The sequence below is a fragment of the Sphingobacterium sp. IITKGP-BTPF85 genome (genome assembly GCF_001006065.1).
GTDB lineage: Bacteria > Bacteroidota > Bacteroidia > Sphingobacteriales > Sphingobacteriaceae > Sphingobacterium > Sphingobacterium anhuiense.
Genome location: NZ_ASZT02000054.1, coordinates 1 through 14,535 on the forward strand (window position 1 = coordinate 1; position 14,535 = coordinate 14,535).

At 34.6% G+C, this 14,535-nt stretch carries 13 protein-coding genes and 1 tRNA gene; 7 read left to right on the forward strand and 7 right to left on the reverse strand.

The window, feature by feature from the left end:
• Positions 1–11 precede the first annotated feature (11 nt).
• From L950_RS12120 to L950_RS33035, 3 genes are all read right to left on the reverse strand, one after another.
• Positions 12–85, reverse strand: a tRNA-Asn gene (locus L950_RS12120).
• A 133-nt stretch (positions 86–218) separates the two neighbouring features.
• Complete coding sequence (mgtE, locus tag L950_RS12125) at positions 219–1,160, reverse strand: magnesium transporter (RefSeq protein WP_231577191.1); 942 nt, start codon at positions 1,158–1,160, stop codon at positions 219–221.
• Complete coding sequence (locus L950_RS33035; protein WP_231577193.1) at positions 1,064–1,600, reverse strand: magnesium transporter MgtE N-terminal domain-containing protein; 537 nt, start codon at positions 1,598–1,600, stop codon at positions 1,064–1,066. Before L950_RS33035 ends, mgtE begins: the two co-directional genes overlap by 97 nt.
• A gap of 556 nt (positions 1,601–2,156) precedes the next feature.
• On the opposite strand from L950_RS33035, the gene L950_RS12130 reads away from it, so the two are divergent.
• A complete protein-coding gene (locus L950_RS12130) occupies positions 2,157–4,955 on the forward strand; it encodes a hypothetical protein (RefSeq protein ID WP_031287542.1) in 2,799 nt (932 codons plus the stop codon).
• A gap of 74 nt (positions 4,956–5,029) precedes the next feature.
• Here the strand turns inward: L950_RS12130 and L950_RS12135 are convergent, their stop codons facing one another.
• Positions 5,030–6,220: a phosphoglycerate kinase gene (locus L950_RS12135; RefSeq protein ID WP_021188681.1), complete on the reverse strand. Its 1,191-nt coding sequence runs from the start codon at positions 6,218–6,220 to the stop codon at positions 5,030–5,032.
• Between the two features lie 47 nt (positions 6,221–6,267).
• On the reverse strand, positions 6,268–8,097 hold the full coding sequence (gene sppA, locus L950_RS12140; protein WP_316930626.1) for a signal peptide peptidase SppA: 1,830 nt from the start codon (positions 8,095–8,097) through the stop codon (positions 6,268–6,270).
• A 111-nt stretch (positions 8,098–8,208) separates the two neighbouring features.
• Here sppA and folK point away from each other — a divergent pair, with 111 nt between their 5' ends.
• On the forward strand, positions 8,209–9,039 hold the full coding sequence (gene folK, locus L950_RS33040) for a 2-amino-4-hydroxy-6-hydroxymethyldihydropteridine diphosphokinase (protein WP_021188682.1): 831 nt from the start codon (positions 8,209–8,211) through the stop codon (positions 9,037–9,039).
• Between the two features lie 3 nt (positions 9,040–9,042).
• On the opposite strand, the gene L950_RS12150 is transcribed toward folK, so the two are convergent.
• Positions 9,043–9,720, reverse strand: a complete 678-nt coding sequence (locus tag L950_RS12150) for a CDP-alcohol phosphatidyltransferase family protein (RefSeq protein WP_031287545.1) — start codon at positions 9,718–9,720, stop codon at positions 9,043–9,045.
• 68 nt (positions 9,721–9,788) lie between these two features.
• Positions 9,789–11,270 (reverse strand): transcription termination factor Rho, encoded by a 1,482-nt coding sequence (gene rho, locus L950_RS12155; protein WP_021188684.1) that lies wholly within the window; start codon positions 11,268–11,270, stop codon positions 9,789–9,791.
• Between the two features lie 328 nt (positions 11,271–11,598).
• On the opposite strand from rho, the gene L950_RS33045 reads away from it, so the two are divergent.
• The 5 genes from L950_RS33045 (at position 11,599) to L950_RS12165 (ending at position 14,423) form a co-directional block, all read left to right on the forward strand.
• Positions 11,599–11,886 carry a hypothetical protein gene (locus tag L950_RS33045; RefSeq protein ID WP_231577195.1) on the forward strand — a complete coding sequence of 96 codons (288 nt, stop codon included), beginning with the start codon at positions 11,599–11,601 and terminating at the stop codon, positions 11,884–11,886.
• Between the two features lie 11 nt (positions 11,887–11,897).
• Entirely contained in the window at positions 11,898–12,257 is a 360-nt protein-coding gene (locus L950_RS33050) for a hypothetical protein (RefSeq protein WP_231577197.1), read from the forward strand.
• Positions 12,235–12,732 (forward strand): hypothetical protein, encoded by a 498-nt coding sequence (locus L950_RS33055; RefSeq protein WP_231577198.1) that lies wholly within the window; start codon positions 12,235–12,237, stop codon positions 12,730–12,732. The genes L950_RS33050 and L950_RS33055 overlap by 23 nt, the downstream gene beginning before the upstream one ends.
• On the forward strand, positions 12,714–13,322 hold the full coding sequence (locus L950_RS33060; protein ID WP_231577200.1) for a hypothetical protein: 609 nt from the start codon (positions 12,714–12,716) through the stop codon (positions 13,320–13,322). The genes L950_RS33055 and L950_RS33060 overlap by 19 nt, the downstream gene beginning before the upstream one ends.
• A gap of 246 nt (positions 13,323–13,568) precedes the next feature.
• Positions 13,569–14,423 carry an N-acetylglucosamine kinase gene (locus L950_RS12165; RefSeq protein WP_021188685.1) on the forward strand — a complete coding sequence of 285 codons (855 nt, stop codon included), beginning with the start codon at positions 13,569–13,571 and terminating at the stop codon, positions 14,421–14,423.
• Positions 14,424–14,535 lie beyond the last annotated feature (112 nt).

Below are 14,535 nucleotides of genomic sequence, written 5' to 3' on the forward strand. Positions count from 1 at the left end.
AAATCGTTTTGCTCCTGAAGCTGGGCTCGAACCAGCGACCCTCTGATTAACAGTCAGATGCTCTAACCAGCTGAGCTATTCAGGAATCCGGTTAATTTTCCGAAGCGTCATTTCCGTTTCGGTGATGCAATTATCGGAAGATTATTGCAATCTTACAAATCTTTTAAAAACATTTTTTGCAACTCCCTCGCTTCCAACAAGAATAATTTTCATCTCATTTAGATCAAAACACCCTTCAAGAGTAAAACAGCAAATGTGAAGTAAATTAATAGGCCGGTCACATCAACCAAAGTCGATACAAATGGAGCTGAAGAGCTAGCAGGATCAGCACCAAGCTTTCTTAAAATAAAAGGAAGCATAGATCCCATTAAGGATCCCCACAGCACTACTCCTACTAAAGAAAAGCCAACCACAAGCCCCACTAAAACCCAATGTTCACCATAAGCATCAGAAAAACCCTGAAAAGTCATAATTCTGATGAAACCTAAAATACCTAATATTAAACCAAGCAGAAAACCAGAAACGATCTCCCTCTTCATAACACGCCACCAGTCCCCTATCGTAATCTCTCCCAATGCCATGGCTTGAATGATCAAGGTAGATGCTTGTGAGCCACTGTTACCACCGCTCGATATGATCAGTGGCATCAATGCGAAGAGCATGATAGCACTCGCCAATTGATGTTCAAAATGCTCAATGACTGTCGCAGTTAACAGTTGACCGAAAAATAAGACCACTAACCACCCAGAACGTTTTTTAACTAAATTAACAATCGACACATCCAAATATGGTTCATCTAAAGCTTCAGTTCCCCCAAATCGTTGCATATCCTCCGTATACTCTTCATTTGCCACCCAAAGAATATCATCGATCGTAACAATACCTAACATTATTCCCTGCTCATCAACAACAGGTAAAGCAACTCGATTATTCATCCGGAAAATATTCACAGCCTCTTCTTGTGGGTCATTCGCATGTAGAGAAATAAGCCTATTGTCAATAAGATCACCAACAACAACATTTGGATCTGCCATTAACACATCTTTAATACGAATATCATCTATTAATTTACCTGCGGCATCAATGACATATAACACATCAATTGTTTCCGAATTTTTACCATAACGGCGAATATGCTCAAGAATTCGATGATATTCCAATGTGGTTTTACAGTGATATAGTCTGGGGTCATCAGACGCCCCACACTATCTTCAGGATAACCTAATAAAGAAAGAGCTTCTTTACGATCCTGAGGTGGCAGTAAAATAATCAATTGTTTTACGACATCACCATCCTTCAGTTCACTGAAAAATGATGTCCGGTCATCCGGAGGCATCTCATTAATTAATTCACTAATTTTTGCACCTGAAAGCTTCTTAAAAATACGCTCTTGCGTAGGGAAATCTAAAATACGAAATACATTAACCGCACGGTTCAAATTTAATGTTTCGATGAATATGTGGCCATATTCGGGTAGCTCATCGATCAACGCCTCTACATCCGAAATATTTAGCTCATTTAAATATGCTTGTAACCCCTCATTATCCTTCGACTCAATGAACTGTTCGATTTGTTCTACCTGCATTTCCAATTCTTCCATAATTCCCTTTCTTTACTAATATGCTACATCGGTGTATTTAAAATTTTATGCAAAAATCGTCTTTTTAAAAATAATATAAGAATTTATTTATAACCTATTGAAAATAGAAATTTTCAATAGGTTATAAAACAATAAAAAACATATTCTAATGCAGTATTAGATCATAAAATAAAGATCGTGATCATAATCGATACACCTAATCTATAGAAAAATAAATGATAGTGTCTCCAACAATAATCTACAAAAACAACCTTCTGAAAAACAGTCATCTATAAAAAGTTAGATCTTATTTTTCTTAAATCCAATTCATAAAATCTCCAAATAAGACAATCTAAATCAAAGAAAATAACAACAACACTAACTATCAATTCATTACAACATAAAGAACAAGTAACTCAGTAAATTGAAATAAAAAACCTATATTTAATTTGCAAATTATTGAATACATTTAAACGAATTACAAAACATAAACACCTAACGATCAAGCTATATAGTTATTCGAAAGTTAAAAAAACAACCATCGATCTAAAATAATTAGCAACAGCAACTTAAGTACATGAAAATCTACCTACTCTCCTTCATACTATCGATTTTAACTTTTCATAAAGGTATTTGCCAAATCTTTGAAGACAGTCAGGCACCTCCATCGCAAAAATGGCATCAGATTGACACTAAAGAATTTAAACTGATCTTTCCGGTCGAAATGAAAAAAAAGGCTTCAACGCTTGCCAGTCAAATTACACAGTATTTAAAAATAAATCATAAAGACTTACAAGTAAAACCGCGTAAAATTTCTTTAATTCTTCAAAACACCGAACTTCGTCCTAATGGTTTTGTCCAACTCGCTCCACGCAAATCGGAGCTGTACAGCAGTCCAACCCCTGAACCAGATAATCAGGAATGGCTCTCCAATCTAGCATTGCACGAACTTAGACACGTTGCTCAATTTGATAAATTGACCGGAAAATTAAAGGCACCGTTCTTAGAACAGCTTGCCCTTGCTATATACGGTCTAACGTTGCCTTCCTGGTATTTTGAAGGTGATGCAGTCTGGGCAGAAACATTTTATTCCAAAGGAGGAAGAGGTCGACTCCCCTCTTTTGAAATGACGCTAAAAGCTAATGAAAGAACTGATAAAAAATATAAATTCGAGAAATATTTATTAGGTTCTTATCGTGATAAAATACCGAGCTATTATACCATTGGTTATTTCATGACCAATTATTTAAAACAAAACGTAAAGGAGAACTTTGAACCCGAACTGTATCAAAACATCAACAAAAATATATTGATGCCCTACAATTTTAGTCGGTCGCTAAAAAAAACAACTGGATTTAATAATACGAGTCTATTTGCACATACGATGGATGATCTGAATATTAAATGGAAAAAAGAAGAACATGAAAGACCAACGATATCCTACCCGATAATTGAACCAACATCCAGTAAAAACTACCAGGATTGGTTATTGCCTAAAAACAATCACGACAATAGCACCCTATCTATTTTACAGACCCCAGAAAAAACAGCTGAAATTGTTAAAATAGATAACAACAATAAAATAGAATCATTGTTAAAATTGGGAAATCAAATCGTCCCAAACTATGATTTCAGAAATAATATGATTGTATGGGATGAAGTTAAAAGAGATATCCGATACACCAAAAGATCCTACAATGTAATCAACCTTTACCATTTAGAAACAAAAAAGCGAGAGCAGATTAGTTTTAAAAGTCGCTATTTCTATCCCATACTACACCCATCCAAAGCAGAAATACTGACAATTGAAGTGGATTTAAGTAATCAGACAGCAATTCTATTGCTCGATATTAAAACCAAAAAAATATTAAAAAGAATTCCGATAGCTTCCGATATTTATCTTCAACAGCCTTCATTTAATGAAGAGGGCTCAAAAATAGTAGCTATTGCTATTTCAAACAAAGGCACAAACTTAGTAGAAATCGAATTAGAATCCTCCCAAATTACTTTTCTTCAGGACTGGAGCAATGAACAATTTGAAAGACCGCAATACATAAACGATCAACTTTTTCTGTTTAAAGCACAATATTCAGGTGTCGATAATTTATATCAATATAATAAACTATCAAAAGCATTAACGAAGCTTACAAATACCACTTTCGGAGCTTTCAACCCCTCTTATGATGTCAATAAAAAAGAAATTCTCTTTAATAATTACCAGTACAATGGATATAAAATATCCAAAATAACATTTAATGACACCGATACAGTTCTTAAGAACTCATATAGCATAAAAACTATTAGTAACAATTTAAAAAACAAAATTGATAGCATCACAGAAAGTGTTTCAGATTACAATGTAAGTCCTTATAAAGGCCTATCTAGAACATTTAATTTTCACAGCCTTTCCCTTAGCAACACCAATTTCGAAAGCTTAGACAACTTCAAACCAGGTGTATTCTGGCTTTCCAACAATATTCTAAATACAACACAATTTGTACTCGGTTACGAATACGATACCGATATTAAAAAATCTATTTACTCTGCAACCTTAAATTACAATAAATATTTTCCCAAATTCACACTTAAATATGAAAACAAAGGACAGATAGGAACAGCAAAAATCAATAGTAAATCTGATAGCACGATCAATTTCGATTGGAGAGAGCATGATATAAGTGGTCAGATCTCCATTCCATTGGCTTACTATAAAAGCAATTATGTCTATAGCTTAGGTTTCAATTTTGCGACATCATACCTTCAACGATACAACACAAGTATTAAAAACCTTAAAAACTTCGACTCAAAGGTATTGTTCCCGTTAACTTATCAAATTTATTGGAATAGAAACGCCATGATGTCAAAAATGGATATCACACCTCGATGGGGACAAAACTTTAGTATGACTTATCGCCACCTTCCATTCGAAGATCAAGAAGGAAATCTTTTCTCCATTCGAAGTGGATTCTATATTCCTGGATTTGTCAGTAATCATGGATTTCAAATTAGATTTAGTTATCAAAAAGCATCAGGCCGCTATCAATACAGCAACGATATACCAACAATTAGCGGCTACGGGTACTATAAGTACGAGAAAATTAAAAACACCTTATTACTAAACTACAGATTCCCGATCAGCTATCCAGATTGGGCAGTTGGAGGCATAACGTACATCAAACGAATTAAGGGAGGGGTATTTGCCGACTATCAAAATATCCATCACCAGTCCGACATGAGTCCAAAAACTTCGGTCTTTCTGTATCAGCAGATTTTAATGCTTTCAGATACCCATTACCCAATTTTGAAGCCGCTCTTAAACTCACTTATATCAACGATATTACCGCTACACAAAGAGTTGTACCAACCGTTAGTTTAAATTATACCTACTAAAATCTTAAAACAGGAAAAGGCATCTAACGATGCCTTTTCCTGTTTTATATTTCAAAGTTATTACCCTTCAATAGCCTTTACTCCAGGTAAAACTTTACCTTCCATATATTCTAACAAAGCACCGCCACCAGTGGATACATAACTTACCTGTTCAGTCATGCCAAATTTAGAAACTGCAGCTGCAGAATCACCACCACCGATCAATGAAAATGCACCTTTTTCAGTTGCATTGACCACCGCATCGGCAACAGCTTTTGTACCTTTAGCAAAGGTATCAAATTCAAAAACCCCCATAGGACCATTCCAAAGAATAGTTTTAGACGATTCAATTATTTTTGCAAACGCTTCTCCAGATTCTTTACCAATATCCAATCCTTCCAATTCCGCAGGGATCTGATCATTTGGTCCATCATAAACAGTTGCATCATTTGAAAATTTATCCGCAATTTGAGCATCAGTCGGTAATACCAGGTTAACGCCTTTTGCCGCTGCTTTCTTAACCAATTCCGTTGCCAAGTCCAACTTATCTAACTCAACTAATGACTTACCGATCTCTCCACCACGAGCTTTAATAAAAGTATAAGCCATACCTCCGCCTATAATCAGGTTATCAACACGATCCAATAAAGCTTCGATTAATTCTAATTTATCAGAAACCTTCGCCCCTCCCATGATAGCAGTAAATGGACGTTCAGCCTTATTCAACACTTTTTCTGCATTACCAATTTCTGCAGCCATTAAATACCCAAAATATTTCGCATCAGGGAAAAATTGAGCAATAACAGCAGTAGAAGCATGAGCACGGTGAGCTGTACCAAAAGCATCATTGACATACACATCACCCAATTTTGATAATTTCTCTGCAAATGCAACATCACCTTTTTCTTCCTCTTTGTAAAAACGAAGATTCTCCAAAAGTAAAACTTGACCTGGTTTCAAATTTTTTGCTTTTTCAACCGCATCTTCACCAATACAATCAGCAGCAAACTGAACATCAACCCCTAACACTCCAGATAAATGTGAAACAATGTGCTTTAGTGAATATTTATCTGTAGGCCCATCTTTTGGTCTACCTAAGTGTGACATCAAGATAACAGATCCACCATCATTTAATATTTTTTTAATCGTGGGTGTCGCACCTTGAATTCTATTATCATCTGTAATATTAAAATTGTCATCCAAAGGAACATTAAAATCTACACGTATTAGCGCTTTTTTGTCAGCGAAGTTTAAGTTGTCAACTGTTTTCATCTCTATTATTTATTATGAAGTATTTACCCACCTATTCAAATGGACAGCTAAATATAAAAAAAGCCTTTTACTATCCGAATAATAAAAGGCTTTTTTTGATAAAATGAAAAATAATTAATGTATTTCAATCGAATACGGCAATTTCGCCATAATACCAGATTGTCCAGAAACTTTTTGATCACATCAAAGTAATTATAGAATTCTCCCATTTGCTGTTGTGCCATCCATATTTGAACCTTTTCCTTAGACGAATTTAAAAAAGTTGAAATTGCATCCTCTTTGGCAGGATATTGCTTAACTGCATATTGTCCTATTTTTGCTTTCTTTGCTGCTGCTTTAATAGCATCATCAATACCACCTATACGATCTACCAATCCAATCTCTACAGCCTGTTTACCAGTCCACACACGGCCTTGACCAATAGTATCAACCTGAGCAACCGTTATTTTACGACCATCAGACACACGCTTCATAAACGTTTGATAAACACGATTAACCTCCATCTGGATGATATCGCGTTCTTCAGCAGTTAAAGGACGATCCGGAACCATACCTAAATCAGAGAATTTACCAGTTTTCACACCATCAAAATGAACACCTATTTTATTATTCAATAAATTCTTAAAATTTGGAATAACCCCAAACACCCCGATTGAACCTGTAATCGTATTATTCTCAGCAAAGATTGAATCTGCTGCCGCCGAAATATAGTAACCGCCCGAAGCCGCATAATCCCCCATAGAAACTATGATCGGTTTTACTTGCTTTGTCAACTCAACCTCTCTCCATATAACATCAGATGCTAAAGCAGAACCTCCAGGAGAATTAACACGGAAAACAACTGCTTTCACATTATCATCTTGTCTTAACAAACGTAGCTCACGTGAAATTTTATCGGATCCAATCTCACCTTTAGTCCCCTCTCCTCCTACAATAGCACCTTCAGCATACAAAACAGCAACCTGATTAGATTCAGAACCACTCGGCATCTTCGATTTATAGTCAATTAGGGATACAACAGAGAGATCATCTTTTGTTGCTACGTTCAATCTTTTCTTTAATTCTAAAATCAGCTCATCTTTATACAATTTAGCATCAGCCAATTTATACCTTACAGCATCATCAGCGTTACGAACCAAATAATCTGTAGCTATACTCCTTAATGAGTCGGCAGACATTTTTCTTGAAGTTGAAATTTCCTGAATAAATGAATCATAGATACTTCCCAAATAAGAATTAACCTGTAAACGGTTCGCCTCACTCATTTGGTTTAAGAAATAAGGTTCAACAGCACTTTTAAAAGTTCCCACTTTTACAACCTGCATATCCACACCAAATTTATCAAAAGCATCTTTCATAAACATGGTGGAGCTTGCCAATCCTTTAAAATCAACAGTTCCTTCTGGATTCACATACACCTTATCTGCAACACTAGCGACATAATAAGCTTTTTGAGAATAACCCTCGTTGTAAGCCACAATAAATTTACCCGATGACTTAAAGTCTAACAAAGCATCTCTAATCTCTTTAAGACTAGCAAATCCAGTAGCAATTGTACTTGCATCCATAAAGATCCCTTTAATCTTACTATCTTCTTTAGCTGTTCTTATTCTCAACAGAATATCATCAAGACCAAGATTTTTCAAATTATAACCAGGAATATCCAAGGAACCAAAAGGATTATCTATGGAACGCTCTGTAATCTCATGATTAAAAGAAAGATACAATATTGAATTATCCTTAACCATTACTTCTTTTTCCGAAGATGCAGAAGTTACTAACGCGCCGATAATACCTAACATTATAATAAATAAAACTACCGATGATATCACAATTCCCGTGACAGTAGCAAGTACATACTTAAAAAATGATTTCATAAAATGAATAATCTAAAGTTCAATTGATTTATTAGTTGCCAATTTAGTACAAATGTTACAAATAAATTTTTAAATCTTTTATTTAATTAACTAAAATTCTATATTTATAAGGTGAAAAGCATCTACATTTTATTAGGAGCAAACCTGGGTGATCGTTTAATGCAATTAAACAGCGCATTAAGCGCTCTGGAGGATTCCTTGGGCAACATTGCAAAAGTTTCAGCTATTGTCGAAACCGAAGCTTGGGGGGTAGAAGATCAACCCAATTTCTTAAACCAAGTAATTGAAGTCAAAACATTTCTTAACCCAATAGAGGCGCTTGAAATCTGTCAAAGTATAGAAAATCAATTAGGGAGAGTTCGTTCAGAAAAATGGGGAGCACGTGTGATCGATATTGACATTTTATATTACGAAAATGAGCAGATTAACTTGCCTAACCTCCAAATTCCACATCCCTATATACAGGATCGTAAATTTACACTAATCCCATTAGTCCAGATCGCTCCAGAATATATACACCCGATTTTAAAAAAGAGTAATAAGGAACTCTTAGCAATATGCACAGATCCCTTAGACGTAAACATCTACAAAAAAATGTATAAACACATAAAACCAGATATTATCAAGCAAAGTATGTTTAATAATGAGGACATGATAAAAGAGTTTATCGCCCTTTACCGAACACAAACTCCTTTAGATTTTGAAAAATTAACAGCAGCAATAACAGCGAAAGACTATCAAGAGATTAATAATGCGGCACACCATATCAAACCTACTATGGAATACATTGGAGCACCACATTTAAAAGAGCAACTGCAGCTTATAGAATCATTAGCAAAAGAAACCGCTGACATCAATCACATTGAATCGGAATGCTCCCTATTAAAAATACAATTCGATGAATTATTTACAGAATTAGAGCAGTATGAAAAATCGATTTAATCTTTATTTCAAACGTTGAAAATGTAACAGTGAAAGCAAGATATAGCTTAATAAAATAATTGGCAATGCCACGAATTGCAAAACAGCAAATAAGACAACCGCTAAAATCACAAAAATAAATTTATATTTATTTTCAGACCAAGCCAATGACGATAGCTTCATAGAAAACAATCTAATCTCACTAACCAATAAAAAACTTGTTAGTGCAGTGCTGATCAAGAGAAAAAAGGTATTTAATATAATATCTGGATATTTTTCAGCAATAAAAGGCAGTGATAAGACATAAAAAGTATTCATAGGTGTATTTAACCCTATAAAATCAGTCGTTTGGCGTTCATCCAGATTAAATTTTGCCAATCGAAGCGCTGAAAACACGGTTACCACAAAACCTAAATAAGCAAACAAGAGTTGCTCAATAAAAACCTCAGACAATAACATATAAAGGATAGCACCTGGCAAGAAACCAAAACTAACCATATCAGCCAGTGAATCTAATTCCTTACCGATGTTGGATTTGACATGTAAAAGCCGTGCTACCATACCATCGAAGAAATCAAATATACCAGAAGCCAATACACAATAAGCTGTTGTCATATAATCACCTTTAAGTGCCATTAACACCCCGATACATCCACTAAATAGATTCAAACAGGTTATGGTATTAGGAATATGTTTTTTCATATTTTCAATATAAATAAAAAGCCATCATTTTTTATAAATGATGGCTAAATTATTAAAATCAAATGGAATTACCCATTCATGCTAATCAAAAACTCTTCATTAGACTTAGTACCACGCATTTGCGCTAATAAAAACTCCATTGCCTCATTAGAATTCATATCCGCCAAGTGATTGCGTAATATCCAAAGACGACGAATCGATTCTTTATCCATTAATAAATCATCACGACGCGTACTTGAAGCTGTTAAATCGATAGCAGGGAAAATACGTTTGTTCGCCAATTTACGATCCAACTGTAACTCCATGTTACCAGTACCTTTAAACTCTTCAAAAATAACCTCATCCATTTTAGAACCAGTCTCTGTAAGAGCTGTTGCTAAAATAGTTAAAGAACCTCCGTGCTCGATATTACGGGCAGCACCGAAGAAACGTTTTGGTTTATGTAAAGCATTTGCATCCACACCACCCGATAATATTTTACCAGATGCAGGGGCAACTGTATTATAAGCACGAGCCAAACGTGTAATTGAATCTAGCAAGATCACGACATCATGACCACACTCGACCATACGTTTTGCTTTCTCTAAAACAATATTTGCGATTTTTACATGACGCTCTGCAGGTTCATCAAAAGTAGATGAAACCACTTCAGCACGTACACTTCTTGCCATATCCGTCACCTCCTCAGGTCTCTCATCGATTAATAAGATAATCAAATAAACTTCAGGATGGTTTTTAGCGATAGCATTTGCAACCTCTTTCAACAAATTGGTTTTACCTGTTTTAGGTTGAGCTACAATAAGACCACGTTGTCCTTTACCTATAGGAGTAAACAAATCCATGATACGAGTCGAATAGTTGCTTGTACCCAAATCCAAATTCAAACGTTCATTAGGGAATAATGGCGTTAAGAAATCAAAAGGAACTCGGTCACGAATTTCAGCAGGATTTTGACCATTGATCGCTTCTACACGTACCAATGGAAAATATTTCTCACCTTCTTTTGGAGGTCTAATGCTACCTCTGACTGTATCACCAGTTTTCAAACCAAATAATTTGATTTGCGACTGAGAAACGTAAATATCATCTGGAGATGTAAGATAATTATAGTCAGAAGAACGTAAAAAACCATATCCATCAGGCATAATTTCCAACACACCTTCATTGACAATAACATTGTCAAAATCTGCATTTGATGAAGCTGTTTCTACTTTTGGAGGTGCTGACTTAATTGCTGGAGCTGCTTTTATATTTTCTTCAGATTCTGAGATTGCTACTTCGCTAGCTGAATCTGTTTCTTCATTTTCTTTTTTACGGATAGTAACCGGCTCAGACGCTTTTGCGGTTCTTATTCTTTTTCGAGGTCTCTCCGTTGACTCATCATGATTTTCTTCCTTTTTTTCAGAAGTATTTTCGGACTCATCACCAGTGCTGATTATTTTTTCAATTAACTCTTGCTTTCTAAGCTTATCAGCGTCACCGATACCTATTAATTTTGCAATTTCGCGTAATTCAGACACGAGTTTTGCATTTAATTCATTAATATCCATTAAATTTTTATTATGATATATTAGGATTTTATTTTAAAATGAATTTATTACACTCCATTAATCATTTTGATTAACAAACAAAGGGATTTAAGAACTAAGTGATTTCTTCTATACCTGAAGCGGAATAAATTATGAGAACCTGCACAAAGAAAAAAAACAAATCTGACAATTCAAAATTATTTGTAAAAAAAACATACTTATAACAAATCATATCTTGTTAAAACGTTTTACTAAAAAATCAAACGTAGTTATTAACAACAATATTATATTTAAATATGATATATTTTTTGTAAGTTAGCGGTGCAAAAAAACAAAGCAAACGATTTAGATGGAAAATAAACTCATTAAAACAAATTATCCCGCCTTATATACATTAATAATTGTATTTTTCTTTTGGGGTTTTATTGCAGCAGGAAATAGCGTATTTATTCCCTTTTGTAAAAACTACTTTCACTTAGACCAATTTCAGTCACAATTGATTGATTTTGCATTTTACACCGCTTATTATCTTGGGGCATTATTACTTTTTATTTTCAGCACATTTTCAGGAAAAGATTTAGTTGGTAAATGGGGCTATAAAAAAGTATTGTCTATGGTCTATTATTCTCAGCATTAGGTGCCGGAGCAATGATCGTGGCAGTAGAAGTAAATGTATACATCGGTATGTTACTTGGACTTTTCACCGTTGCCTTAGGTTTTTCATTACAACAGACCGCTGCAAATCCATTTGCAGTTTTATTAGGAGATCCCAAAACTGGTGCTTCACGTGTCAATTTAGGCGGTGGTATCAATTCTTTCGGAACAACAATAGGACCCTTAGTTATCGGTTTTGCGTTATTCGGAACATTTGAGAAAATATCCGATTCCGAAATTGCTAATTTACCTTTAGACAAAGTCGTTTTCCTATATATAGGTGTTGGTTTATTGTTCCTACTAGCAGCAAGTTTGTTTTACTTCAGTAAAGGTGCCTGCAGGAATAAGCAATGAACCCATGGAAAAAGCTAATAAAGCCCTTAATACTTTGGTTATCATGACCATCTTGCTTTTTGCCATGTTCGCTCCTGTATTTTTAAGTTACAAAAGTGAAGTAGCAATTCAGGTAGATCAATTACAGGCGCAATTAAAATCTTTAGTTGATCCAGCAAGTATTGAGCAATTAAAACTTCAGATTAAAGAGATTGCTCACCCACTTGAAATACAACGTATGCTGTGGTTAGCAGGTGCACTGATTGTTGTTGTTGGTGGATTGATTTTTGCAAATGTAAAAGCGCAGAAAAACCCAGAAGGATGGGGAGCTATGAGATACCCTCAATTAGTATTGGGTATGATTGCCCTATTTTTATACGTTGGAGTTGAAGTAGCCATAGGAAGTAACTTAGGCGAACTACTTACATTAAAAGAATTTGGAAGCTACAATCATCGCAAATTACGCCTTACGTTTCTATGTATTGGGGTAGTATGATGATTGGTCGTTGGGCTGGAGCGATTACAGCGTTTAACCTAACTAAAACAACTAAAAACATATTACTTATCATTGTTCCACTTGTCGCATTTTCTATTATTATCGGCGTTAATGCAATGGCGGGCTTTGAAATGTCACACCTATACTATTATGTTGTTTGTATACTTATACAAATCGGAGCATTTTACCTAAGTAAAGAAAAACCTGCGAGAACATTAATCGTTTTCGGTCTATTCGGAATTATCGCTATGACTGTTGGTTTATTATCTTCAGGTACAGTAGCTATTTACTCTTTCTTAGCAGGAGGATTAGCTTGTTCTATCATGTGGTCATCAATCTTCAGCCTTTCAATCGTAGGACTTGGAAAATATACAGCACAAGGATCAGCATTCTTAGTCATGATGATCTTAGGTGGTGGTGTTATTCCCCCTATCCAAGGAAAATTAGCTGATATCATAGGTATCCACAACTCTTACCTACTTCCATTGTTAGGTTTTGCCTACATTGTATTCTTTGCAATAGCAGTAAAATCAGTACTCAAAAAACAAGGAATTAATATTGATGATGTCGAAGCAGAGGGATCACATTAAGCTTATTGACAAAGCTAACTAATTGTAAAAAATACACTATTAAATCAATTTAATAGCATCTTAAAAAAAAGGCCTTAAATACAATTTTAAGGCCTTTTTTTTCAAATTGCTATAAAGTAAATGAAATAATTTTTCATTTTAGTGCTTTGATCATACATAAATTATAAATAAAAAAATGTATTTTCGAAAATCGGATTCAAATGATCCAATTTTAAAACGAAAAAACTCAATTAAAACTACTCAATAATGATTATTATTGCTGACGGCGGGTCAACGAAAACAAACTGGTGTTTGTTGGATGATTCAAACAAAAAAATTTACTTCAATACAGAAGGGTATAACCCATATTTTGTAGATAGCGAATACATCGTTAACTCTTTAAGAAAAGGCTTACCAAATGATTTACCTTTTGATGAAATTAAAGAGGTTAACTATTACGGTGCAGGCGTTCATAATAAAGAAAAAGCAGAAATCGTTATTAAAGCTATCCAAGAAGTTTTCCAACAAGCTCAAGTTGAGGTTGGTCACGATTTATTAGCTGCCGCAAGAGCTTTATTAGGTACTGAATCAGGTTTTGCAGCCATTCTAGGAACGGGTACCAATTCTTGTATTTATGATGGAAATGACATTACCTATAACATCGACTCATGTGCTTACATCTTAGGTGATGAAGGTAGCGGAAGTTATATCGGTAAAAAATTATTAACAGATTACATCCGTGATTTAATGCCTCAAGATGTTCGTAAAGTATTTTACGACACTTACAAGATCACTCCAGATGAAATCATGGATACCGTTTACACAAAGCCATTAGCGAACCGTTTCTGCGCAAGTTTCAGCAAATTTGTTTACGACAACAATGTGAATATTGAATATACACGTGCTATTGTAGATGATGCTTTCGAAGCATTTTTCAAAAACTTAGTTAGTAAATATCCAAACTACCAAGAATATACATTCAACTGCATCGGTTCTGTAGGCTATAATTTCCGTAATGTTTTGGAGGAAAAAGCAGTACAGTACGGCATGAAAGTTGGCAAAATATTACGTTCCCCTATCGATGATTTAGTTCAATTCCACATCAATAGAGCGTCAAAATAGTTTCAAGCTATTTTAGTATTAAAAATATAAAGGGTGAAGATCGTATCTTCACCCTTTATATTTTTAATAATTTCATAACAAAGCATTTATATACAGATCATAATAAAATGCG

Excerpts from the sequence above, each read along its gene's own strand:
- L950_RS33035 (WP_231577193.1), bottom strand. The coding sequence starts at position 1,600 with ATGGAAGAATTGGAAATGCAGGTAGAACAAATCGAACAGTTCATTGAG.
- L950_RS12130 (WP_031287542.1), top strand. The coding sequence starts at position 2,157 with ATGAAAATCTACCTACTCTCCTTCATACTATCGATTTTAACTTTTCAT.
- L950_RS12135 (WP_021188681.1), bottom strand. The coding sequence starts at position 6,220 with ATGAAAACAGTTGACAACTTAAACTTCGCTGACAAAAAAGCGCTAATA.
- sppA (WP_316930626.1), bottom strand. The coding sequence starts at position 8,097 with ATGAAATCATTTTTTAAGTATGTACTTGCTACTGTCACGGGAATTGTG.
- L950_RS12150 (WP_031287545.1), bottom strand. The coding sequence starts at position 9,720 with ATGAAAAAACATATTCCTAATACCATAACCTGTTTGAATCTATTTAGT.
- rho (WP_021188684.1), bottom strand. The coding sequence starts at position 11,270 with ATGGATATTAATGAATTAAATGCAAAACTCGTGTCTGAATTACGCGAA.
- L950_RS33045 (WP_231577195.1), top strand. The coding sequence starts at position 11,599 with ATGGAAAATAAACTCATTAAAACAAATTATCCCGCCTTATATACATTA.
- L950_RS33050 (WP_231577197.1), top strand. The coding sequence starts at position 11,898 with ATGATCGTGGCAGTAGAAGTAAATGTATACATCGGTATGTTACTTGGA.
- L950_RS33060 (WP_231577200.1), top strand. The coding sequence starts at position 12,714 with ATGTATTGGGGTAGTATGATGATTGGTCGTTGGGCTGGAGCGATTACA.
- L950_RS12165 (WP_021188685.1), top strand. The coding sequence starts at position 13,569 with ATGATTATTATTGCTGACGGCGGGTCAACGAAAACAAACTGGTGTTTG.